22 protein-coding genes are annotated in these 26,127 nt (G+C 26.5%); 16 read left to right on the top strand and 6 right to left on the bottom strand.

What is annotated here, in order from left to right:
• Positions 1–4: 4 nt before the first annotated feature.
• Entirely contained in the window at positions 5–1,264 is a 1,260-nt protein-coding gene (locus KGF38_RS00610) for a DUF1254 domain-containing protein (RefSeq protein ID WP_227832066.1), read from the bottom strand.
• A gap of 14 nt (positions 1,265–1,278) precedes the next feature.
• Positions 1,279–2,052: a sulfite exporter TauE/SafE family protein gene (locus KGF38_RS00605; protein WP_054271569.1), complete on the bottom strand. Its 774-nt coding sequence runs from the start codon at positions 2,050–2,052 to the stop codon at positions 1,279–1,281.
• 314 nt (positions 2,053–2,366) lie between these two features.
• Between KGF38_RS00605 and KGF38_RS00600 the strand changes: the two genes are divergently transcribed.
• From KGF38_RS00600 to KGF38_RS00565, 8 genes are all read left to right on the top strand, one after another.
• On the top strand, positions 2,367–3,587 hold the full coding sequence (locus tag KGF38_RS00600; protein ID WP_227832065.1) for a S41 family peptidase: 1,221 nt from the start codon (positions 2,367–2,369) through the stop codon (positions 3,585–3,587).
• 331 nt (positions 3,588–3,918) lie between these two features.
• Entirely contained in the window at positions 3,919–4,377 is a 459-nt protein-coding gene (locus KGF38_RS00595; RefSeq protein WP_054271567.1) for a helix-turn-helix domain-containing protein, read from the top strand.
• Positions 4,378–4,397: 20 nt separating this feature from the next.
• Positions 4,398–4,754, top strand: coding sequence for a DUF4180 domain-containing protein (locus tag KGF38_RS00590; RefSeq protein WP_054271566.1), 357 nt, complete (start codon positions 4,398–4,400; stop codon positions 4,752–4,754).
• 159 nt (positions 4,755–4,913) lie between these two features.
• Complete coding sequence (locus KGF38_RS00585) at positions 4,914–5,666, top strand: ABC transporter ATP-binding protein (RefSeq protein ID WP_054271565.1); 753 nt, start codon at positions 4,914–4,916, stop codon at positions 5,664–5,666.
• Complete coding sequence (locus KGF38_RS00580; protein WP_054277530.1) at positions 5,667–7,574, top strand: FtsX-like permease family protein; 1,908 nt, start codon at positions 5,667–5,669, stop codon at positions 7,572–7,574.
• A 151-nt stretch (positions 7,575–7,725) separates the two neighbouring features.
• Positions 7,726–8,403, top strand: coding sequence for a response regulator transcription factor (locus KGF38_RS00575; RefSeq protein ID WP_074179880.1), 678 nt, complete (start codon positions 7,726–7,728; stop codon positions 8,401–8,403).
• Complete coding sequence (locus KGF38_RS00570; protein WP_227832064.1) at positions 8,400–9,419, top strand: HAMP domain-containing histidine kinase; 1,020 nt, start codon at positions 8,400–8,402, stop codon at positions 9,417–9,419. Before KGF38_RS00575 ends, KGF38_RS00570 begins: the two co-directional genes overlap by 4 nt.
• Positions 9,420–10,046: 627 nt before the next feature.
• A complete protein-coding gene (locus tag KGF38_RS00565; RefSeq protein WP_227832063.1) occupies positions 10,047–11,078 on the top strand; it encodes a transglutaminase-like domain-containing protein in 1,032 nt (343 codons plus the stop codon).
• Between the two features lie 115 nt (positions 11,079–11,193).
• On the opposite strand, the gene KGF38_RS00560 is transcribed toward KGF38_RS00565, so the two are convergent.
• Positions 11,194–12,168 (bottom strand): aromatic acid exporter family protein, encoded by a 975-nt coding sequence (locus tag KGF38_RS00560; RefSeq protein ID WP_227832062.1) that lies wholly within the window; start codon positions 12,166–12,168, stop codon positions 11,194–11,196.
• A 469-nt stretch (positions 12,169–12,637) separates the two neighbouring features.
• On the opposite strand from KGF38_RS00560, the gene pepI reads away from it, so the two are divergent.
• From pepI to KGF38_RS00530, 6 genes are all read left to right on the top strand, one after another.
• Positions 12,638–13,519, top strand: a complete 882-nt coding sequence (gene pepI, locus KGF38_RS00555; protein WP_227832061.1) for a proline iminopeptidase — start codon at positions 12,638–12,640, stop codon at positions 13,517–13,519.
• Positions 13,520–13,808: 289 nt separating this feature from the next.
• A complete protein-coding gene (locus tag KGF38_RS00550) occupies positions 13,809–14,612 on the top strand; it encodes a hypothetical protein (protein WP_074179877.1) in 804 nt (267 codons plus the stop codon).
• Positions 14,613–14,623: 11 nt separating this feature from the next.
• On the top strand, positions 14,624–15,754 hold the full coding sequence (locus KGF38_RS00545; RefSeq protein ID WP_074179876.1) for an ATP-binding protein: 1,131 nt from the start codon (positions 14,624–14,626) through the stop codon (positions 15,752–15,754).
• Positions 15,755–15,757: 3 nt separating this feature from the next.
• Positions 15,758–17,167: a VWA-like domain-containing protein gene (locus tag KGF38_RS00540; protein ID WP_074179875.1), complete on the top strand. Its 1,410-nt coding sequence runs from the start codon at positions 15,758–15,760 to the stop codon at positions 17,165–17,167.
• A gap of 214 nt (positions 17,168–17,381) precedes the next feature.
• Positions 17,382–17,879 carry a CarD family transcriptional regulator gene (locus KGF38_RS00535; protein WP_054271555.1) on the top strand — a complete coding sequence of 166 codons (498 nt, stop codon included), beginning with the start codon at positions 17,382–17,384 and terminating at the stop codon, positions 17,877–17,879.
• A 1,908-nt stretch (positions 17,880–19,787) separates the two neighbouring features.
• On the top strand, positions 19,788–21,143 hold the full coding sequence (locus KGF38_RS00530; protein WP_054271554.1) for a peptide MFS transporter: 1,356 nt from the start codon (positions 19,788–19,790) through the stop codon (positions 21,141–21,143).
• Between the two features lie 190 nt (positions 21,144–21,333).
• Here KGF38_RS00530 and KGF38_RS00525 read toward each other — a convergent pair whose 3' ends face one another.
• Entirely contained in the window at positions 21,334–22,215 is an 882-nt protein-coding gene (locus tag KGF38_RS00525; protein WP_074179874.1) for a PhzF family phenazine biosynthesis protein, read from the bottom strand.
• On the bottom strand, positions 22,202–22,954 hold the full coding sequence (locus tag KGF38_RS00520) for a TrmB family transcriptional regulator (protein ID WP_074179873.1): 753 nt from the start codon (positions 22,952–22,954) through the stop codon (positions 22,202–22,204). The genes KGF38_RS00525 and KGF38_RS00520 overlap by 14 nt, the downstream gene beginning before the upstream one ends.
• A 254-nt stretch (positions 22,955–23,208) precedes the next feature.
• Between KGF38_RS00520 and trxA the strand changes: the two genes are divergently transcribed.
• Positions 23,209–23,526, top strand: a complete 318-nt coding sequence (gene trxA, locus KGF38_RS00515) for a thioredoxin (RefSeq protein WP_054271551.1) — start codon at positions 23,209–23,211, stop codon at positions 23,524–23,526.
• Between the two features lie 349 nt (positions 23,527–23,875).
• Here the strand turns inward: trxA and KGF38_RS00510 are convergent, their stop codons facing one another.
• Positions 23,876–25,150: an aminotransferase class V-fold PLP-dependent enzyme gene (locus tag KGF38_RS00510; RefSeq protein WP_074179872.1), complete on the bottom strand. Its 1,275-nt coding sequence runs from the start codon at positions 25,148–25,150 to the stop codon at positions 23,876–23,878.
• A gap of 348 nt (positions 25,151–25,498) precedes the next feature.
• Here KGF38_RS00510 and KGF38_RS00505 point away from each other — a divergent pair, with 348 nt between their 5' ends.
• The gene (locus KGF38_RS00505; protein WP_227832060.1) at positions 25,499–26,086 is read left to right on the top strand and encodes a response regulator transcription factor; all 588 of its coding nucleotides are present in this window, start codon (positions 25,499–25,501) and stop codon (positions 26,084–26,086) included.
• Positions 26,087–26,127 lie beyond the last annotated feature (41 nt).

The raw sequence follows: 26,127 nt of genomic DNA, 5'->3' as shown, positions 1-26,127 counted from the left end.
AAATTTATTGGTTTACTCTAGTAACAACTGGAGGTAGCCATTTACCTAAAATGGCATCTTCACTTGGGCCATATAATCTTAGTGTCATGTAAAATTTATCTTTAGGTGATGGTAGCCAGTTTGATATTTTATTTTTATCTTTAGGTGATTTATTTTGTATATATATGGTTAGTGAACCATCTTCGTCGTAAAATAGTCCTTTTGTACGGTCTCCAATAGAGTAGCGGTCAATTTCATTATCTACTAAGAACGCATTTTTAAACAAATACATCGTTAATGACCAAAATTGGCTAACAGGAGGAAGTTCATTTTTATTGAACTTTATCTCATAATCAAAATTTCCATCTAAAAATTGACCAGTACTATCTTGGAAAGTGCTTGGGTATAAAGATTCTTCTGGTTGATTAGCTAAAGCACCTTTATGCCACACTACTGAACGTTGTAAATAATCTTCTCCATAATTACCAATACCTTTTCGAGCAACTCTCCAGAAGTTATGGGATTCTCCAAATGCTAAGCCACCTTCATTAATAAGTTTTTTCGCACTATTACAAGCTTCATTTAATATATCATCAGGAACTTCTTTTAGCTGTTTTGATGATAATATGTCTGTTCTAGTTTTTAAGGTTGGGATTAATAAAAGTATGCTATTAAGGGTTTCAAAAAATTCATGGTAATTTGAATTTTTATATATTGGCAAATCTTTGGTATCATGGTCATCATGATGTGTCTTGTTAGACATCTCGGAGAGTCTATGTATTCTAAACTTGTTTTGTATATCTTTAACTTCCTGAACATCATTTTTATCATTGATAAGAACCCTTAAAAATGCTAGTGCAAAAGGTGTATCACTTTTAATTACATTGGTATCTTTAGGTAAATCACCATTCCAATCTGGTCCAATAACAGTAAATTTATTTGATTTTGTCCCAGTTAATCTTCTACCAATATTAGTAATTGTTTCTGTAAATAAGTCTAATAACTGTATAGAGTAGTATCTATCATTGGTGTCTGGAACTTCTATTACTGCTGGTTGTTCACGTAAGTCTAGCCAAGCTCTTGAATATGTTGTATCATTGTTTGGTGCTGGTATAAATGATGTTTTTGGTGATGCTACAGTGGCAGTATGAGCAAATTCATTAAAATTTGTTGTCTTAGTCTTTGGGTTAATAATTTGTGTATAGAGTAATTCATACATACCTACTATTGGATATCCATAGATATAAGCATTTTTAACTGTTTCAAATAAATTAGTTTTGTTCATTTATAGTCTCTCCTTTAAAATAATCTTATTATATTCCACAGACATGTCATTATAACGAATAACATGACTGAATTATAAGCAATGATTAAATTACTTTTATTTATTTTTTTATTAATAGTTGTACCGAATATTCCACCTAAGATTGCAGCTGGAATTATATATAGTAACATCGATATTTCAAGTCCTGAAGGTATTGACTTTGAAATTAATAGAGTTATTATCTTTGAAGCTTGTGAGAATAGTATTAGTATTATTGAGTTAACAGATGCACTCTTTAAATTCATTGAGAAAAATAATGTCAGAGCAGTTATATTTATAGGGCCTCCACCTATTCCTAAAAAAGATGAAATCATTCCTAGAGTATATCCAAGTAAAACTGTAAATATACGATTCTTTATATGGAATTGTTTTTTGTTAGGTAGATTTATGTACACCAGTATAATTACTAATAAAGACAAAAGGAGTCCATTTTGAATTAGCTTTATAAACCTATCTTTGTTAATAAAATCAACTATAAATTCAAATATCTCAGTACCAATTAAACCACCTAAAATTGCACCTATTCCAAGTAGGACAGTCGTAGGTTTTTCAAATTTAGTTTTATATTTAATATGTTTAGTAACAGCAGAACAAGACATAGTAAATACTGCACATGTTGATAAAAAGTTTATAACTGAAGCATCTAGTTCAGTTACTGCATCTAGTACTGGTTTTATGATAATTCCGCCACCAAGACCAGAAATTGCACCTATAATAGAGGCTATAAATCCTACTATAAAAAATACCATATATATCTCTCCTATTCTGAAGTTTTATGTTGATTTCTTGATAGTAATTGTTCCCTAAAATAGTAAAATAATTTATCTATTTTTACAAATACTTTAGGTATATGATAAAATGTAGTAATTATTTGACCCTTACATTTTGATTTGTTTGAAGTTATTTTGAGTTAAAATAAATTAAAAAAGATAAGAATAGTAATTTCTATTTACGATAAGAATATTAAGATATTAAAGATGCCTAACTAATATACGAATTATAATAAAGTTTAAATATTATTGTTAGAGATTTATGATGGTACTAATATATTAAAATATAAAATTTGAAAGTTGATGATAACTATATGAAAAAGAAAATATTGTTTTTAGTAATTATTTTAACATTTATAATTTTATTAGGTAATTCTACTTATTCCCAAAAGAATCAACTATCTGAAGAAGAAAAGATGGATGATTTTAAACATGTATATAATGTTATAAAAACAGGATATCCTTATTTAAATGTAAATAAAAGAATTAATAATACTGATTGGTTAGAAAATAAGGACGAATATATAAAAAGAATAAAGAGTACTGAAAATGATGAAGAATTTTTAGAAGAAATGTCATCCATATTATCTGAATTAAATAACAAACATACAGAGGTAATCGATAATAAAAAACGATATGAGCTTTTTAAGAAATCATATTCTAATAATGATTGGTACGATTTTCTTAATGATGAAAAAGTTGTTGATAGATACAATTCTATAAATCCTAAAATAAAAGCTCCAAAGGATATTTTTGAGAAAAAAGAATTAATTTTGGAAGATGTAATCAAAGGTAAAGTAGGATACATGTATCTACCATCTATGTCATCAAAGCATGGACCTATAGACAATGATTTAAAAGCAATTGAAGCATATATTAATACTCTAGAAAAACATAAAGCTTTAATTATAGATATAAGAGGAAATTCAGGTGGAAGTGATAGATATTGGCAAGGAATTGTATCTAAACTTATAAAAAATGATGTTAAAATAAATGGATATAGAATCTATAGAAATAATAATGAAATAGTAAAAAAATATACAAGTGTAAGAAATATAAAATTAGAACCTGTAGAAAACTTACCAACAAACATAAAGAAAAATGCACCAGAAGAGATTATGAAAGATTTTAGTGGTTTTGAAAATACTTCCTATACCATAAAATCGAAAAGTGACTTAAAGTTTAAAGGCAATATATATTTGCTTGTAGATAAAAAAATATATTCATCATCAGAGGCATTTGCTATGTTTTGTAAGGAAACTAAATTTGCTACTTTAGTAGGTGAAACTACTGGAGGAGATGGTGGATGTATAGACCCTGTATTGTTTAACTTAAAAAATAGTGGTCTGATAGTTAGAATGGCGAGTTGTATGTATTTAAATAAGAATGGAGTATGTGATGAAGAATTTAAAACTATTCCAGACTTTAAAGTGAGAGATTGTGATAGAACTAAGAATTTTGAAGATGATAATTGTATAAAAAAGGTACTAGAGCTTGAAAATATTAAGAATTAGAAAGCTTTTAAAAGTTATCTTGTTAGTTGAAATATTGAAATATAAAAATGTAAAAATACACTGTGAAAAGCAATTTGAAAAGATTTTAAATTTTTTCAAATTGCTTTTTTACTTAAGAGATTTTTCATTATAGTCGTACATGATTAAACAATTTAATTTATAAGTTTAGTAAAGATATTATAATAAGTTACTAGAAAATGTTAGAATGCAATAAGATGGAATTAAAGTATATTAAAGTCTAATAAATAGCAATAAAATACAAAATAAATTTGACTTTTTGATATTTCTAAATTAATATATTGTTATTATCAAATGAAAGGTAAGTGTAATTATGGACGAAAAGTTTTATACAATAGACCAAGTTGCAGAGATTTTAGAAATGCATCATAAGACAATAAGAAAATTTATAAAAGATGAAAAATTAAAAGCTAATAAAGTTGGCAAACAATGGAGAATATCAAAAGAAGATTTAGATAGGTTTATGGATGTAAAGAGTGATGAGAATAATGGTTTAGAATTTAAATTGAATTCATATAAGGAACTAGGATGTATTCCAAAGGTTAATGTATCTACAGTAGTTGATATAAATAGTATCTCGAATAATGAATACTCACGTTTATCAAACTTACTTTTGGCACTTGTAAATAATCCGACCTCAATGTCAAGTGGCTCCACTATTAACTTGAAATATAATGAAAATGAAAATAGGCTTAGAGTTATGTTATGGGGAGATATAAAGTTTATTGAGGATATGTTAGGTTCTATATCCATATTAATAGAAAACATTTAAAACAGAAATGAGGAATAAAAATGAATTATAATATAAAAGAACAAAATGACAGAAAATATATTTTTTTAGAGAGTAAGTTTAATTCTGAAGGAGAAATAATGGATATTATATCTATATGTATGGAGCATGGTATAAATTATCTTATGCTTAGTAATAATTCACTTTCAGATGATTTTTTAAATCTAAAAACTGGATTAGCAGGTATTGCATTACAAAAATTTATGACTTATAGGATACAAGTTGTTGCAATTATTGATGATGAAAGCAGGATAAATAAGAGATTTTCAGAATTAATGCTAGAGCTAAATAAATCAAATAATTTTAGAGTAGTGAACAATTTTGAGAGTGCTAAAAAACATATCTCAAATATAAATTGATAATATAAAGTTATAGACTAAATACTTTAATAGCCTTTTTGCCTATGTTACGAAAGTGTAATGTTAACAGTTAAAATGTAATATTTGCTTAAGGATTTATTTATATAAAACCTTTAAAATAAACATATATTAAAAAATTAGCAACTGGAGGCTATTATTATGAAAGAAATATTAAAAATAAAAAATATATCAAAAGATTATGGGATAAAAGGATTTAGAACAAATGTATTAAAAAATATATCTCTTACAGTCAATGAAGGTGATTTTATAGCGATAATGGGTCCATCTGGTGCAGGGAAAACAACATTACTAAATCTTATGTCTACACTTGATAAACAAACTTCAGGAGAGATAATCCTAGATGGAATTAATATATCAAAAGTAAAAAATAATGAACTGTCAAAACTAAGAAGAGAAAAAATAGGATTTATATTTCAAGACTACAATTTATTAGATAACATGAAGTTAATGGATAACATAGCACTTCCTCTAGCATTAGGAAAAAAGAAAAGTAAGGAAATAGAAGCTAAGGTATTTTCTATAGCCAAAAAATTTGGATTAGAAAATCATTTAGATAAATATCCTTATCAGTTATCAGGAGGGCAAAAACAAAGAGGAGCAGCAGCTAGGTCATTAATTACAAACCCAGCAGTTATATTTGCAGATGAACCAACAGGTGCTTTAGACTCTAAGTCAGCATATGAGCTTTTAGAATCATTAGAAAGAATAAATAGAGAAAATAATGCTACTATTATAATGATTACACATGACCCTCTAACTGCAAGTTATTCTAATGAAGTATACATGATAAATGATGGGAATATAAAGTGCAAATTAAACAAAGGAAGTAACAGAAAAGAATTTTATAAAAAAATTATGGATATGTTGGCCTCTATGGGAGGTGACATGTAAGTGAGTATACTTGGAATTGCGTATAATAATTTTAAGAGTAATATAAGAACGTATCTAGCATTTTTTATATCTATGGTTTTTTCAGTAGTTGTACTAACTAATTTTGAATTATTAAGATATGGTGATGCTATAAATGTATTGCAAGGAGAAAATAAAAATTTTACATTATCAGTGTTAATAGCTGTAATAATGATACTATCAGTATTTTTATTTTTCTTCATCTGGTATGCAACAAATATATTTTTTAAAAATAGGTCAAAAGAAATTGGGATATTGTCTTTTATGGGGTTAGACTTATATACGATAGGAAGAATATATTTTGTAGAAAATATGCTTATAGGGGTAAGTTCTTGTATAACAGGAATAATTATAGGAATAATAACTTCTAGATTTTTTCAAGTAGTGATAATAAAGTTATCTGGATTTGATATAAAGGTATCTAATGGACTTAGCATGGAAGCTATACTATATACTACTTTGATATTTATTTCTATATTTATAGTAATGGCTATAAAAGGTTTTATAACAATATGTAGAAGTAGCGTAATAAATCTAATTAATACATCTAAAAAGCAAGAAAAAATACCTAAAGTAGGAATAGGGATATATATTTTAGCTATAATATCAATTATAGTAATAGGATATGGTTATTACCTTTCTACTAATATAAGGACTGGAAATATAATGAGTGTAATACCTGTTATAGCTATAATAATAGTTGGGACTTATGGACTATTTAAATCAGTTGTTCCTGTTATATTTGATATTATAATAAAAAATAAAAAAATATTATTTAATGGAAACAATATAATTGCAATAAACAATATAAATTACAGATTAAATAAAAACTATAAAACTTATGCTATAATAGCAATAATTATAACCACTACAATATCTACTCTTGGAGCATCAGTTGCAATGAAATTTATACATCAAAATGCTCAAGAGCAAAGAAATGTATATACTGTCAGTATAGTTTCATTGGACAAAGATGAAGTGAATAAAACACAAATAGAGAATATAATAAAAGATACTAATAAGATAAAATATTCAGTAAACCCAGAGCTAACAATTTTAGAAAACACAGATAGTAAGAATGTTTATGACAAAACTAATGCTATAATAAAATATAGCGATTTTAGCAATATCCTTAAAGAAAATGGTCATGATGAAGAATTAAAAGAGTATGGTGATAAGCTAGTTAGAGGAGATAATGTAATAGAGTTAAAAAGCCCTCAAACTATAGTAACAGTAGCTACAAAAGAAGCTCATGTAACCCTTGATGGACATTTATATAATATTTCAAAGGGAGAAGTAAAAGTTCCAGTGTTAGGCACAGGATTTAATCAAAGTATCATAGTAGTAAATGATGATACATATTTCAAATTAAGAAATAAAGGACAACAAGTATATTTTTATGGGGCAAAAATATCTAAAGAAGAAAATAGCCAGGTGATGTTTAAAAATATTGAAAAGAATCTAAGTTTAAAAAATGGTTATATTCAAAATGGATATAAAGCTCAAAATGAAAGTCAATGGATGAAGTTTGCATATGTAGTGCTTGTATTTTTATTCTTAGTATTTGCACTTGTGGCTGGAAGTATAATTTACATGAAAATATATAGTGATGCATATGAAGATAAAGATAAATACAAGATTTTATTGAAAATAGGTACTACAGAAAAAGATATAAATAGAGCTATACTTAAAGAAGTAGCTATCTTTTATACTTTACCAATGTTAAGTGCAACAATATCTAGCTATTTTGCATTGAGGTTAGCAGGAGAATTAATGATGGCTAATTTATTTAGTATATATATACTAAGTTTAGTTATATGCTTGATAATATTTATAATATATGGAGCAGTATCTGTCAGTAAGTTTAAGCGTGTAGTATATAAAAACTAATTAATAAATTACTAAAAAACGAGGAGATTCTTTTAATAAGAGTCTCTTTGTTGATTAACTAAAGAATTTGACCAATAAACCTATATAAAATATGTTATTATATTAATAATTTATAACATAATTAAATATTAAAATAATGGAGAGTACGCAAATGTATAGAATTTTATTAGTAGAAGACGATATTGATTTATCAAAAGAAATTGCTCTTGCATTGGATAAATGGGGATTTAATGTAGAATTAATTAATAACTTTGAAGCAGTTTTAGATGAATTTATAGACAAAAAACCAGATGTAGTACTTTTAGATGTAAACTTACCATTATATAATGGTTTTTACTGGTGTGAGAAAATTAGAGCTATTTCTAATGTACCAATAATATTTTTATCATCAAGAGATTCTGATATGGATTTAATAATGGGGATAAATAATGGAGCAGATGATTATATTACCAAACCATTTTCTATAGATATATTAGTTACCAAAATAAACGGTATAATAAGAAGAGTCTACAATTATAGTGACTCTAGTAGTATTATGTACTACGACGAGTTGATATTTGATGTGGGAGGAGGAATTATAAAGCACAAATACAAGGATGAAAGTTTAGAATTGACTAAAAATGAAATAAAAATTTTAACCTTATTATTAAAAAATAAGAATAGAGTTGTATCAAGGGAAAGTCTTATGATGACTCTATGGAATAATGATGAGTTTGTGACAGATAATGCACTTACTGTAAATATGAATAGATTGAGAAGTAAAGTTAAAGAGTTAGGTTTTGATGATTTTATAAAAACTAAGAAGGGCATAGGATATATAATACAATGATAGCGAAATATTTAAAAGGTAGGTCTAAGTATATTATCATCTGTTTAATTATAGTCAGTATAATAAATATATACTTATTTGCTATAGATGTATTTAAAAATAAATATGCAGAGTTGGTATATTTGGATTTTTTAGTAATATTTATAACAATATTATTTTTTGTTGTGGATTATATCAGCTTTAGAAATAGTTATAAAAGTTTATATGATTGTATAGAAGATAATGGTGAAATAGATGGTTATTTGGTTGAGGGACAATCTTTTGAAGAGAATCTAATGAGAGCTATTATAGAAAATCTAAAAATAAAAAATAACAATGATATAGAAATTTATAAACAATCTTTAAAAGAATTAGATGAGTACATGGCTAAGTGGGTTCATGAAATAAAGATTCCAATATCTTCTTTGAGTATAATTACAGATAGGTTAAGCAGTATAGAAGATAGTATAGATATTAAGAATCAAGTTGCTAAGATAAACTTTTTAGTTAACTCCATTTTATATAGTAGTAGAAGTAATACCATGTTTGAAGATGTATTTATAAATAAGGTTAAATTAGAAAAATTAGTAAAAATGGCTGTAAAAAATAACTCATTTTTGCTTATAAAAAATAACATTGAAGTTAGTTTAAATAAACTAGACTATGATGTCTATACAGACTCTAAATGTATGTCATATATTTTAGACCAAATTATTAATAATGCCATAAAGTATTCTAAAAAAGCTGGTAAAATTGAGTTTGATTCAAGAGAGTTAGAAAATGGAGTAGTATTATCTATAAAAGATTTTGGAATAGGCATAAGTGAAGAAGATATAGTTAGGATTTTTGATAAAGGTTTTACAGGTACAAATGGAAGAAATCAATTGTATAAGTCTACTGGAATGGGGTTATATTTTGTAAAGAAAATGATAGATAATTTGGGTCATGACATTGATGTATGTTCAAAAAATGGTTCGTACACAATTTTTAATATCTATTTTTATGATATATCAGATTATTTAAACCTAGATAGTTAGGTTATTATAAAGACTATAACAATATTAGAGATAAAAATATTTGTATAAATTTTATAAAGACTTTTATCTACTTTAAAATAAAAATATTACTGGAATAAAAAAATTCCAGTAATATTTTTATTTTAAACCTGTCCCTATATTTAAATAAATAATATTTATAGTATAATTAAAATATAATAAAGTTTATCATAATATAGTATTTTTATGAATACATTCTATATTTTTCCAGAAACTGTATTGAATATTAAAATTATAATAGATATAATATTAGGTGGAGATTGTATAAAATGTATACAAAATTAGCCTTAACTCTATTATTTACAATTCTATTTATTCTTGCCATTACTAATAATTGGATAGAGATAGCATTTGCTACATGATAATGGTGTTGAATATATTAATTACCATCATTTTATCAAGCTGACAGCAAAGGCACTGATTTTCTAGTTATATTGTATACAAACTATGTAAAAATATCGACTAGATTTTCCATGAAATTTGAACATTTCACAAAAGTATGAATGTAGAAACAGACATGTTGACAATCCACCTTTTTAAATCTAAAGTGAGCCTTATTAATGGCAAGGAATAAGAAGTAACTATATTTTATAAAGGAGAATATTGAGTATGAAGAAAATTAGAAAGTTAGCTACCAAGTTATTGATTGCGACAATAATTTTAACTTCAGGTATGAGTATCACAGTTTATGGTATGACAGCCAAGGAAGTAACTGCAAAAACACCAAAAAGCTATGTCACAGGAACTAATAGCATATATGGCCCAAAGCTGTCACAAGCACAATTGAATTCAGTAGCACAAGCAACAGCAGATTTTATGAATAAGAAAATCACAAAGAATATGACCACAGATGCTAAGATTTTAGTTGCCTATAATCACATTAAAAATAACACAACATATGTTGACTGGAACGCAGCAGAGGGAGCCAATACTGCCTATACATTGGTTACTAAAAAAGGAGCATGCTCTGGAATGGCTAGGAGCATGAAGGCTTTGTGTGATGCGATGGGAATTGAATCTTATTATGTCCACAGTAAATCAAATGACCACCAGTGGAATCTTATACGTTTTGGTGATGGGCGTTTGTATCATGTAGATATTGATGCTAATAAGTCAGCAGGAAAGGACATTATATACAAGAGTCTTAGCCACCCATTACCATTTGATAAAACAGCATATCCAACAGTTGGAGCAGTAGTACAAACTCAAAAACCAGCACCACCTGGGAAGCACACTATGTTACCACATCAAGAAGGGGCAAAGGTTGTTGGAAAATTTGGAGATATAAAGGACAAACATGTAATGTATGAAGGTGTTCGATGTATTGTAATTAATTCATCAGTAAATACAGTTAAATTTATAGGTAGTAAATCAAATTTAAATCCATCAAATCTTACGATTGCTGTAATAGGATTTATGAACACACCATATGGGATGTTTGCATTAGCGCCAGAAGGTAAACCTGTTGAATATCCTTTTGAATATGATAAGCCTTTTTCTTTAGATTTTAGTGGTAGAAATCGTTCTGGTGCAGAATTAGCGAAGTACTGCAAAAAAAATGATGTGACTATTAAAATAGAAATTACCGATGAAAAAGCTAATATTGGACTTGGTCAAGTAATGTATATTCGATATGAATAATGATTAACTCATGACCATAGAATAAATTATAAACATTGCGCCCTCTTATTGGGGGCGCATTTAACATTATATCTGATATTTTTTAGTTGGGTCAACTACTGTATTTCTCCTCTTTTTATTTATAAAAATTATTATCTCTAAGTTCCTGAGCATGTATACGATTAATTAAAAACTGTTTTAACTTAGTCAAACATAAGAATAAAATGGCTCTATTCTCAAATTCTATTCTATTTACAGGTAAAGGTTGATTTTTCATACTTGACAATAATCTATCCGATTCCTCAAGAAGTAGATTTCCTGTTTCAGCTTCAAATTTGGTATAACCTATCTTATGTATGAAAGCAGATAGAATATGAGCTTGTGGTGGTGTAGAATTTAGTTGAGATACATAACCATACAAACTTTCTAAAATATCCCTTTGACTTTTTATAATATCCATGTGCTCTAAGAAGAATCTAGTGTCATTTAATAAAGTATTATTAATATTATCATAAGTTTCAGAAATACTTCTATCAATAAGTGAATTTAATGTATATAAATCTCTACTATATTCATTTTCTTTTTTAGGATTTACAATAATATCTGCAATGTCTATAAGTACAACGCTCACTTCTTCTTGTAACTTTTTTTGAACTTCATAGATTTTATGTATATTTGTTGGAATATACATGTTTATTATGACACCTATTCCAGTCCCTATTGCAAATATTCCAGCTTCGTTTAAAATCCACTTAATAGATGTTTCTTCTTGAATGAAGTAATGGGATGCGATGACTACACACATAGCAATGACATCTTGAATATTTAATAAAAAACAAAGTGGTATAATTATAAATATAAATATTGAAAATGAAGTCAAATTATATCCTAAAATATTAAAGCATAAGTAGGAAAAAAGAGTACATAAAAGAAAACCATAAAACTTTCCAATAAAGCCTTTAAGAGTTTCTTTTTTAGTGTCTTTTACTGTAAGTAGTACTATAACTCCAGCAACCATTGAGTATTCTAATTTTAATAGCCAAGCAATAAATATAGCAAGAGAGCATCCTAAAGATAACTTTATAACTTTAAGTAAATCAATATCGTTCAAATACAAACCTCCTTTAAAATGTAATAAAAATAATTTTATCATAAAACCAATTTTATTTGAAATGGAGTTAACAATATTTTATTTAAAAAATACTGTAAAAATCGATAAAAAGATAAGCAAATAGAAATACAAAGATATCTTTTTTAATGTAAAACATTGTAGAATACAAAATATTATAATGAATATAAAATAATTATATTCTATTGAGGAAATAATATTTTATATTACTATTATATTATCGAACAATATAACTATAAATATATCTATTATTATTAACATAAAATAAAATTATATAGTTAATGTGATTTTATAATTGATTTGGTATGGAGATTTTTTTCTTTTATGTTATACTATTTATGAACACAAAAGTAAAGATTAAAATACATCAATAAAGGTGTATTATAAGCTTTAAATAGCCATATTAATGAACATAATTATTGTTCATAATAGCAAATTGGAGGAGATAAACATGAAAATTACTGAAGGATATATGCCTTTTGAAGGTTTTAAAACCTATTATCGTATAGTAGGAGAAAACACTGAAGGGAAGAAACCATTAGTACTACTTCACGGAGGACCAGGTTCTACACACAACTATTTTGAAGTATTGGATAAGGTAGCTGAGAGTGGTAGACAAGTAATAATGTATGACCAAATTGGTTGTGGAAATTCATTTGTAGAAGGGCATCCTGAGTTATTTAATGCTGACACTTGGATAAAGGAGCTTATTGAACTGAGAAAGCATCTAGGACTTGAAGAAATTCATCTATTAGGTCAATCTTGGGGAGGTATGCAGGCTATTTGGTATGCTCTTGAGTATAAACCACAAGGTATCAAGTCATACATTCTTTCATCTACTCTTTCTTCTGCAAAGCTTTGGGAGAAAGAACAAAAAAGAAGAATCTCATATATGGATGAGGCTGACCAAAAAGCATTGCTTGATGCAGTAAATACTGGAGATTACTCTAGCAAGGAATATAATGATGCGCTAGAAAAATTTATGGAAATGTATTGTGCAGGTGAAGTAACAGAAGATTCTCCTGAATGCTTAAGAAGACCTAAAAAATCAGGTTTTGAAGCATATATTGTAGGATGGGGACAAAATGAATTTTCGCCTACAGGGACACTTTCTGGATATGAGTTTACAGATAGATTACATGAAATCAAGGAACCTTGCTTAGTAACTAGTGGGGCAATAGATTTATGTTCACCATACATTGCAAAAACTATGTATGATAGAATTCCTAATAGTAAGTGGGAGTTATTTGAGTATTCAAGACATATGCCATTTGTTGAAGAAAATGATAAATATATAGAAGTTTTAACTAAATGGCTAGATGCTAACGATTAAAAATAATGTGAATTTATATAAAAAAGAGGCTGGACATATTGTCTAGTCTTTTTTTATTATTAATAGAAGTATTAAAATCTTATCTAGATTTACAGATAATGGAATTAAATTTATGTATATGTATTTAATTTTACTGTATTTTAGAAATTTTTTTATATATTGGTATAATTATTCTGTTTAAATTTGCTTAAAAAGTATATTAATTATAATAAGAAACAATTATATAAATAGGAATAGATTATTATAATTAGTATAGAGATAAAAATAATTATAGAGAGAAAGGCATATTATGGAAAAATCAAGAGTTATTGAAATGATAAAAAATAATCCTAATATTATATCTACTTTAAATAATCCAACTGATGAAATGAAACTACTAGCTATCAAAGAAAATGGGCTTGTACTAGAATATATAAATAATCCAACTAGAGAAATGCAAGAGTTAGCAATAGATAATAATGTTAGGGCGATTAAATTTGTAGATAATCCAACTGAAGATATGATGATAAAAGCAGTAAATGAGGGGTGGAGTATACTAGACTATATCAAAAATCCGACTGATAGAGTTATTAAGATGGCTATAAATCAAGCTGGATGGGCTATTAAGTATGCTAAAAATCCAAGTGAAGAACTGCAATTATTAGCAGTAAGAAAAAATTATGATTCAATAAAATTTATAAAAGAGCCTTATGAAAGTGTACAAGAAGAGGCAGTTAGAATAAGTTATGATGCATTAAGATATATAGAATCACCTAGTTATAATGCAGAAATTATAGCTATAAAAAATAATGAAGCAGCTATTGGCTTTATAACTGATTTAGATAAGAATAAAATGTTAGAGTTTTTGAAAGTTAACATTTTAGTGATTAAATATATTATAAAGAAAATATCTAAAGATGAATTAGAGGGAGTATTAAAAGACGTATTATCAAAGGAAAATGTTGAAGAAAAATATGTTAGAGATTTTTTAAACTGTAGTGTTATAGATAGGAATAGTGAAAATCTGCCAATAGATAAAATTATGTTTATTTATAAGTATGGAAGTAAGACAGCAAAAAAAATAGCTGTGGATGAGAAATTAAAGATTATGTAGGAGAGAGAAAAATGAATTTTATAGATACATTAAAAAGCGTTGACTTAATATTATCCACTGGAGAAGTTCCCTTAATAGTGGGAGAAAGTGGGATAGGAAAAACAGCTTTAGCAAAAAAACTTGCTGAAGAAAATAATTGGAGTTTAGTTGTTATTGATGGCAACCTACTTAAAGAGGGTGAAATAGGTGGTCTTCCAACTATAGAATCTTATGTAGGAGTTAATTCAAATGGATATAAGATTGAAAAGAAAACAACAGTATATGCTGTTCATAACAAATTAAGAGAAATTGATGAAGAGATATCTAAAGGTAAGAGTGTTCTTTTATTTATAGACGAGATAAATCGTTGTGAACATACAGTGCAACAAGAACTTATGAATTTAATTTTGAATAGAGAGATTAATGGATATAGGTTGCATGATGATGTAAAGATTTTAGCAGCAATGAACCCATCAAGTAAATATGGTTCAGACTTTGATTATCAAGTTGTGGATATGGATGCAGCCCAAGAAAATAGATTTGTTTGGCTGAATATGGAGAGTGAGCATACACAATGGTTAAAGTGGGCAGTTGATGAAGGAATTGAAAGAGAAGTTATAGAATTTATTTCTACTTTTCCAGAATATCTTCATAAGATAAATGAAGATGATGTAAGAGCAACTCCTAGAAGTTATGAAAGAGTATCTAAAATTTATAAAGTTTATAAAGAAAAAAACAATTCAATTCCTAGAGCAGTATTTTTAAATGTTATAAAAGGGAATATAGGTAAGGTTATTGCAGAAGAGTTTATAAGTTTTATTGAATCAGATTCTAAACCATTAATATCTTATGAAGATGTTTTTTTAGGAGAATCTATGGATGATTCTATTATAGAAAGAGTAAAAGATGAAAGTCATACAAGGCTTTATCTATCAGCTATGAATATCTTAAAAAACTTAGAATTAAATATTAAGAATGATAAATATGAATCAAATCAATATATTAATAGATTTATTGAATTTTTAAAAGTATATCCTGTAGACTTAATGATAGGAATTATGAAGGATATTAGAAACAGTTATACTGAAGTATATAAAAAAGCCATAGAAAATGAAGAGTTCGTAAAATCATATTTTGAATCTTATAGTCTAATAAGGGGATAATGTATGGAAAATTATTTTGATAAGCAAGCAAAAGAACTTTATAATAAAGCAAGTGAAATTATAAGTACTCATTCTATGCTAAAGGCAAATCGTGCGAATGAGAAATTTGATGTAGATATACCACAAGATTTTAAGTATGAGTTTTTTAATCTTATAGATAAAGTTAATTTAAGTCTTATGGAAGAAAAGGATAATTTTTATGGATATTTTTTGTTTCAGATGTCAAGAGAGATAAGATTTGATATAAGTAGCCCTACAGGTGTAAATTTTAAAGGAGCTAAATATGTTATATACTTTAATCCAATGGTTTTTTTAACACTTGATATAGAGCAAATGGAAACTACAATTAAACATGAAATTCATCACATACTATCTATGCATTTGGTGAGAGCTAAGGAATTAAAAGGAAAGTACAGTACATTAGCTATCAATATGGCAATGGACATAGTAGTAAATAAATTCTTAACTAATTTGCCACCATATGCAACTACTTTGGAATGGGTAAATTTAAAATATTCCTTAAAACTTGAGCCATATGAGCCTTTTGAATATTATGTAGAAAAAATCCAAACTGAATTAGATTTACTAGAAGAGGATGAAGATGGTGAAGAAGATGATAGTGATAAATATGGAAATATAGAAACTGAATATAGTCCAGAAAACACTCATAATATTTGGGAAGAATCTAATGATATAGATGAAAAAACTCTTAAAGAATTTACTGAAAAATTTATTAATAGTTCTCAAAAAGGTAAAATTCCTGCTTACTTAGAAAGTATGATATCATCAATTAAAAATAGTAAAGGTGAATTGCCATGGAACTTGTACCTTAATAGGATAATGGGTACAGTTGAAAGTAATAAAAAGAAGACTATAACAAGAAGAAATAGAAGACAACCAAATAGATTAGACCTGAGAGGGGAGCTTAGAAGTCATAAAGCAGAAATAGCAGTTGCTCTTGATATAAGTGGAAGTATCAGTGATGAAGAGTTTAAACAAGCGATTAAAGAAGTTCTCAATATTGTGAAAAACTATAGTCATGAAATTACGGTTATAGAATGTGATAACGAAATTAGACGTGTATACAAGGTGAGAAACGAAAAGGACCTAAAAGATAGAATTAGTATAGGTGGAGGTACTAGATTTTCTCCAGTATTTGAATATGCCAATAATAAAAAGATTAATTTGTTAGTTTATTTTACTGATGGGAAAGGTGAAAGTAAACTACAAGTAGTACCTAAAGGGTACAAGATTTTATGGGTTATTTCTGGAAGGGGAGATGAACTTTCATTGAAAGAGTCTTATGGAGCAGTTAAGAAACTTACTAAAGTCGAAATAAAGAATGAAATATTAGAGATAAACGATGTAAGAAGTGATGGATATTCAATGAATAGTCAAGCTCCAATTTTATAAGTACTCATAAAATATAAACTATTTTAATTTATATTTGCGATGTAAATCTAAAAAAATACATTAACTAGTGGTTAATGTATTTTTTTATTTTAATAATATAAGTTTTATTCACATTAAAGTCCCAAAATATGTTAAAATATAATATATAGCAGATAGTTTTGGCAAGATGAATTCAGTTGCCAAAGCTATTTTTTATTAAGGATGGTGATGTTTTTTGTTTAAGGTTGATGATTATATAATGTATGGTATGACAGGAGTATGTAAAGTCCTGGATATAACAAACGAACAGATTACAAAAGGAATAAAAAAAGAGTATTATGTGTTAAGCCCTATTTACTCTAGTAACACAGTAATAAAAATTCCTGTAGATAATGAGAAAGTACCAATGAGAAAGTTACTTTCTAAAATTAATGTTATTTCATTAATAAATGATATTCCTAATATGGATACACTATGGATAGACAATGAAAAAACAAGAAGTGAGCAATTTAAAAAAATACTTAGAAATGGTAAATGTGAAGAGTTAATAAAACTAATAAGAAGTATATATGATAATAAAGAGTATGTAAAATCTATTGGTAAAAAAACACATCAAGCAGATGACAATATAATGAAAGAAGCCGAAAGATTATTGAATGAAGAATTTGCAACTATTTTAGATATCTCTCCTGATGAAGTTAGTTCATATATATCAAGTCATATACCTCAATAAAGTATTTTATAGTATCTTTTATTTAAAAATCATAATCTAATAAAATATAATTAAAAAATACGAGCAGAATATAATTTAGATTGTAAGTATTAAAACATAAAAAATATTGAATTTAAAATAATTATACATAATTTAAATATAGACTGTAATAAATTTGAAAAAATTAATATTCAATACAAACGGTAAAATGAAGTATAAAATTAATTTTAAAATATACATTTATAAATATTTTTTTGTTGTTTTTAATCAATTTATAAAATTAGCTACTTGGATTTATAGTATGATGGTTTATCTAGGTTAAAAATTGTATAATATTATCAAATATTTTTTTATTTTAAACAAATAAGATGGATACTATATTGAATAGAATCCATCTTATTTAAATTTCATTTATAGTTATTTGTTTAGGAACTATTTTTTATATATGAAAATCTATTGTAATAGAGTGTTTTTGGATTAGGATATTTTTAAAAAAATATAATCGACAAAATAAGACTAAATATATGATAAAACTTATAATTAAGAAAATTACTGTATATTTACAGTATAACTTGAAAAATTATAGTTGTACAAAATTTGTTAATAATTTTATTAGAGTAATATGGAATGATTAAATAGTTTGTTTTTAAATAAACTTTTTCTTTTTTAGTTAAAGTGTAATTAAGATAATAAATAAATATGATTATTTATAAATGCTTCAATATTGTTAAAAGAATATTTATTAGGCATGTTTAGTTAGATTGCTTATAATATACTTGAAATAATTGTATTTATCTACATTTAGAAATTTAAGATAAAAAATGATTTTTAGAAGATAAAGTATATATAAGTTTGAAAATTTAAGAAATCTATTAAGTTAATTAAATATATAACAGTTATTTAATTAACGTAATAAATTTCTTAAATTCAATTTGAATTTTTTTATATCTTATTTACTGTCATTATTTTTAGAAAATATATCTATTTTGAAATGTATGATTTGCTTATTATATATTGAATACAAAAAGCTTATTTTAAGAAATAAATAAACTAATAAAAAGGTCAAAATTTCATTTCTAAAAAACATTCTAGGTGTTGATTTAACTTATATTTCCATACAAAATATTTTATATAATATACTTGACAAATATAATTTAAATTTTTCTAATTATTTACTGTCGATTAATCGATTTTTTCCTTGCATATAAGTATATATTTATGGTACGATTTACATGGTGAAATAAATAGGGGGAGGTGAAAAATAAATATTCGTGAAAAAGTTTTCAAATTGAGGCATTTTTGTGTGAAATACATTATAAATACATAACATAGCTTCAGTTAATATTATTAAAACGAATATGTTGATAATCACTTTAAAGTAACAGTTTTTATGTTTAGATTCACAGTGTTTAGTATAAGCTTAATTATAAGAAATAAATCTAATCTGTGAATAGATAGTAGTTTATTTGTTTAAGTTGAGAATTGGTTAGATGAAGTAATATATAGATTTAAAAAGTAAATAAAAACATTATTTTAATAAATATATGTTGCTTTATTTGAGACTCCTTTAAAAAAGCACTTAAATGTAATTATATAAGTCGCCACAAAAGGAGGAATTTAGTTTGTAAAATACTATCACGTAAAAAAATAAGAATTGCTATGGTGAAGATTTTTTCATGGTTTTAAGTAAGAATCTAATGATTTATAAATATATCTGAAAATAATGAATTTATATAATTTAACTTTATAATTAAAAAGCATATTAAATTTGTTCCATGAAAAGATAAACTCTACAAATAAAAACGCAATTATCTTAATAATTATTACAAATTGTTTTACAAAACAATGTCACCATATCTTTCATTAAAAAGAAAGAATCTGGATAAAACGTAAAAATATAAAAATACAATTAAGAAAGGATTTAAACTTATGAGCACAACAGTAAATAAGAAGGGTAAATTCCCTATAGGATTTTATATCTGTTCTACAACTTTCTCATTTGAAAGAGCAGCATATTATTCTGCTAAATTTTTAATTTATATATTCCTTACAACAGCTGTAATTCATGGTGGTCTTGGAATAGATAAGGGGCAAGCTGCTATAATGCAAGCTAACCTTGTTGCATTCACATATCTTGCACCAATCATTGGGGGATATATATCAGATAGATGGATAGGAGCTAGGTATACTATACCTATAGGTATGCTTATCATGGGAATAGGATATTATCTTGGTTCTATTGCAACTACAGTTTCTATGGTAAATGCAATGATAATATTAGTTTCAATTGGTACTGCATTCTTTAAAGGAAACGTATCAGCAGTAAATGGACAGCTTTTTGATAATCAAGAAGAGCTTGATACAGCATTCTCAGTACAGTATTCTTTTGTTAACATAGGTTCTTTTATTGGAACTACAGCAGTTGGGATACTTTATGCTAAGACATTTGCAAAAAATGGTGTGCTTGGATTCTCTCAATGTTTCTTCATAGCAGCTGTACTTTGTGTAATAGGTGCTATATGGTTCACATATGGATGGAGATTCCTTGGAAATGCAGGAAAGAGACCATTTAAAGAAGGTGTAGTTGCTGAAAAAGTTGAAGCAAAAGATAATTCGCCTCTTACAGGTATGGATAAGAAGAGAATTTGGGCTATTATACTTATTTCATTCTTCTCTGTAGTATTCTGGTTATTCTGGTACTTAACTTATCTTGCAGTTTATGATTATGGTGCAGCATTTGTAGACATGACTATAGGAGGGTTTGAGATTCCTCTTGCTTGGTTTGACTCATTAAATGCACTTGTATGTATAGTATTAGGGCCAGTTCTTGGAGCATTATGGTTCAAACTTGCTAGTAGACCACAAGGAGATATAAGTTTATTTAAAAAGACAGGTCTTGGATTAACATTCTTAGGTCTTGCATTCTTAATGCTTGTTGGAGCAGAACTTTCAAGAGGTGTTGGAGCTCCTGAAACTGCTAAAGCTAGTATAATATGGATAATAATGTTTGGTATACTTCTAAGTTTTGGAGAAATGTTATTCTCACCACTTGGTAACTCTTTCGTAAGTAAGTATGCACCTAAGAAACTTCTAGGTGTTCTTATGGGAGTATGGACATTTGCAACTTTCTTAGCTGGTCAAGGATATGGATATATATATGCATTCACTCTTAAATTTGATATGATTAAGGTATACACTGTAATTCCAGTAATACTATTTGTTGCAGCTATACTATTATTCTTATCTGATAAGACATTAAGTAAACTTGTTGAGGATGATAAATAATTATTATTTTATATAGATTAATCTACAGTAATCATATTGTATTAGGTTAATTTGTAACTAATTAATAATAAAAAGATTTGCTCTTAAGTATGATATTATTATATATATTAGAGTAAATTCATTAGAAAATAGATAAAAAAATACTAGTCTTAATTGACTAGTATTTTTTTTTATTAAATTAGATAAAGGCTTAATACATAATTTCTCCACTTAAAACAGTATAAGCACTTCCCCCAATTTTTACAGAAGATATATTATTATTTTCTTTTTCTATATTTACATATACTTTTCCAGGTCTGTTTATAAAATTACCTTCCTCACCAATAAAACTAGTTTTTTCTAAAATATTATGTTGTACTATATAAGATGATACACAAGCATTTCCAGTTCCACATACAGGGTCTTCTGTAACTCCAACATATGGTGCAATAGATCTTAAATGATAGTCACATTTTTTATCTATAGTCTCTATGCAAAATGGAGTTATACCAATTATGTTATTTTCACCACTAAATTTTTTGATTTCATTTAAGTCTGGAGAAATATTTTTTAAATCATCTAAAGATTTTAATCCAAATACAAGCCACCAAAGTCCGGTATTTACCTTCATAATTGGATATTCAAGAAGTCTATCTTCATTTACACCTATCATTTTCGCAAGTTCTTTTCTGTAGTTATCTAAATTTCCAAATTCAGGAGGATTTTGCTCCATCATAAATATATTTTCATTATCTATTTCTTTAAGTTCTACGGATAGCACACCAGCTTTTGTTTCTTGATAAAATATATTTTTATTAGTATCAAGTTTTCCCTCTTCTAAAAGTGCATGAAAAGCTCCTACTGTTGCATGACCACATAAATCAACTTCTAAACCAGGTGTAAAGAATTGCACTTTGAAATCTGCTACATTTGATTTTGAAACGAATGCAGTTTCTGATAAGTTCATTTCTTTAGCCACATTTTGCTTGATTTCATCAGAAATATTGGATGCATCAGTAACTACACCAGCAGGATTTCCACCAAAAGGTACAGTTGTAAAAGCATCAACTTGTTTAATCTTAATTTTGTTCATTTTTGAAACCTCCCTTTGTTTTTTCTGAAATATAAATTTCATGTTTTATGTATTGAGTTCCAATATATAAAATATTAGAGTTTTTTGTCCAAATTGAAATAGCTTCACTTCCTTCAGATAAGTTTCCTGTCAATATTTCATTGTTATCTACAATTAAAATCATTCCTTTGTAAAGCTTTTTATTTTCAAGTGTAGTATCATTTCCTCCATGAATATGAACATTACTTAGACCTTCAAGCATTTTATTTTCTAAAAGTAGTATTTCAACATTAATATTTTTTTTACAAGCAACTAGAAGGTCATTTTTTAGTTCAAGAATTTCTTCATAAGGACAAGAAATTATAATCTCTTGACTTGCATTGTTTATCATTTCTGTTGCTTTTTTTAAGATATTTTTATCACCTTTTATATTTAAAACATATTCTATATTCTTACCTTTATTTAATACCTGTAAGTTATCATTTAGTTTGTCTATAGAATTATTAAATTCTTCTTTTTTATTTTTTAATAATTCACTAGGATTTACAGGTACATATTTAATGGGGTCAGTTCCAACATTGATAATTATATTATTGTTTATTAGTCTTGTTATATTTTCATAGACTTTTGATTGTGGGACACCTGATAATTTGCTTATCTCGTATCCTGTTAAAGGATTTTCTTTTAATAATGCTATGTATATTTGAGATTCATATTTTGTAAATCCTATATTTTGTAACTCATTAACTATATCATCCATAGGTAAACTCCTTTTATAAAATATTAGTAACTACATAGGTAGTTATTAATTAGATTTTATAACTTAAATAGTGAAATGTCAACTAGAATTAAGTGAAAAATAAAAGTTTATAGTATAAATATTTAACATTACAATTATACCTGGTGTAAGATTAAGGCTATTAAAAATGAGTAGTTACAAAAAAGTGACTAATTGAACTGTTACATGGGTCGTAGTATATTAATATCAAGAAAACAATAAAGGAGATATATGTTATGTCAAAAATAATAAATAACAATGAATTTATAAACGAAGTAGAAAATAAAGATGGATTAGTGGTTGTAGATTTCTTCGCAACTTGGTGTGGACCTTGTAAGATGTTATCACCAGTATATGAAGCATTAGGAAATGAGATGGCTGAAAAAGCAAATTTTTTAAAAGTGGATATAGACCAAAGTATAGAATTAGCTCAAGAATTTGAAGTATCTACAGTACCAACTGTAATAATATTTAAAGATGGAAAACCTGTAGATAGATTAATAGGATTCATACCTAAAGATAATTTGAAAAAGAAAGTTGAATCATATATGTAATTAAAATAAATCTCATATGCAAACAAAAAACTCATCACAGTGAGTTTTTTTGTTTATATTTATATAATATAAATCGTTGAAGTGGTTACAAATAAGTGCCTAATTGTTAATGATATTATCTAATGATATATTATTTATATAAAAGAAAAAGGAAAGGTTATTAAAAATAAAAATTCAATGTAAAAAGGTGAATTCTAGTAGATGAATTCACCTTTTTACATTGAATATTATATAGATTTTGTATAAAAAATGTATCTCTTTTGATGATTAAAAGTATTTTGATATAGTTCATTTTTTATGTGGCAATAAGATTAATCTTTATCTATTGCTGAAAAAGAATAGAAAAATCTTATTTAAAAGCCAAAGTTTTAATAGCATATATAAATCTATCTATCTCATCAAAAGTATTGTACATTCCTAAACTTATCCTAACAAGACCTACAGGATTTTCCCTCATAAATCTGATGTATGCTTCTTTTGAGCTTATACCTAATAGTCTTTGTACATAAATATCTGCTCCTACTAATCCAGCTCCAGTTTCTATTCCAAAGTTATTAACTAGATATTTTGCGACATCTTTATAATACATATTACTTATATTGAAAGATATATTTGGGATAATTACATTGTTTGATTTATCTCCATATATTATCACGTTGGGTATTTTCTTCAATTCTTCTTTAGTATATAAAAATAATTCTCTTTCATATCTTGAAATTCTGCTTAGACCAATTTTATTTAAAGTATTTAGTGCTTTTCCCATTGCAAGAGTTCCAAAATATTCTGGATATCCTGCTTCAAAACGCTGTGGGATATTTGCATATATTATTTTGTCGTCGGATACAAACTTGGTAGAACCTGAGCCATATAGTGCAGGAGTAAATTTTTCAAAGAATGATTTAGGGCCTACTAGAGCACCTCCATTTAGTGGGGAATAGCATTTATGCCCACTAAAAACAATAAAATCTATATGCTCATCACATTCATATGGCATCATTGAAAAAGGTTTGTGCTGAATTACTTGAACAATATCTACTAATATCTTGGCACCATACTTATGAGCCATTCTTGCTATTTCATATATAGGAGTGGTTATACCTGTAACATTACTAGCACCTGTGACTGTAACAAGAGATACATTACCAGCATTATTTTTAAGCATATTTTCTAATTGACACAAATCAAGTTCTCCTTTTTCTGTAATTCCAACAACCTTTGTAGGAAAATTAACTTTAAAAGGCAGATAATTAGCCATATGCTCCATTGCTGTAGTAATAACAAGTTTATTTGAATTTTCTTTCTTAAAAAATTCTGCTAATAAGTTGATTCCCTCTGTAGCACTTTTCACATAAATAACAGAGTCTTTTTCTTTATCTCCATCAATAAGCTTGAGAATAGTATGTCGTACATTCTCATATTCTAAAGTATTTTTTTCTGAGATTATTCCTGGAGCATTGATATAAGTAAGCCAAGGAATCTCACAATTTAAATTATCTACCACGTTTTTTAAAACTAATGGAGTAGCAGAGTTGTTAAAATATATTCTTTTAACAGTTTCACCATTTTTAGTTTTAACTTTAAGATTTGCACCTTCAATGTATTCTAATAAATCCATGAATGGCATAAAAAAACTCCTTATCTAATAAACTATTTTATTTTTTATTAAACAAGCTTAAGTTTTAATCAAGAGCTTGTTTAATATATGTTATGTTTTTAGAAGAGGTTTTGTTAATTAATGCCTATTAAATTGTTTGTTGATTTTATTAATATTTGTGAATTGATTATTAAATATCTTACTAGAGATATTTAAAGGCTGGATTGAGTCAACTCGAATTTGACAAGTACAAATATTTAAATAATAATAAAGTTGAGTTTTGTTTAAAATATAAATAGTTATAGAGTTAGATTAACATTCAGTAAACATTCATTATATATAATAAAGAGATTGATATTTTATTTAGGAGATGATTATATGAGAGTATTAATAATAGAAGATAATAAGGAACTTTCTTATAATATAAAGTCAGGTCTGGAAAATGAAGGGATTGTAGTAGATATAGCAAATTGTGGATTAGATGGAGAAGAAAAAGCATTTATAAATGACTATGATGCTATATTATTAGATTTAAATTTACCTGATAAAGATGGAATAGAGATATTAGAATTTTTTAGAAGCAATAATCTAAATACTCCAATAATAATTGTAACTGCGAGAGATGGAGTAAATGAGTTAGCTAAAGGTCTTGATTTAGGTGCTGATGATTATATAGTAAAGCCATTTCAAATTATAGAATTAAGAGCGAGGATACAAGCTGTTATAAGAAGATTTTATGGTAGAACAAATCCAGATATAAAAGCAGGACCTATTACAATAAATCCAGCATCAAGAAAAGTGTATGTATATGATAAAGAAGTAAAGTTGGGGACTAAAGAATTTGATATAGCAGAATATATTGCAAGTAGATATCCAAATATTGTATCAAGTATAGATATATCAGAACACGTTTATGATGAATATTTTGACCCATTATCATCTGTATTAAGGGTACATTATAGCTAGATTAAAAAAGAAATTAAAAGAAGAGGCAGGTAAAGAGATAA

Source organism: Clostridioides sp. ZZV14-6387 (assembly GCF_020657835.1).
Lineage (GTDB): Bacteria > Bacillota > Clostridia > Peptostreptococcales > Peptostreptococcaceae > Clostridioides > Clostridioides difficile_A.
The sequence above is the reverse complement of the archived record's forward strand: the minus strand, read 5'-3'. Positions and strand labels throughout refer to the sequence as shown.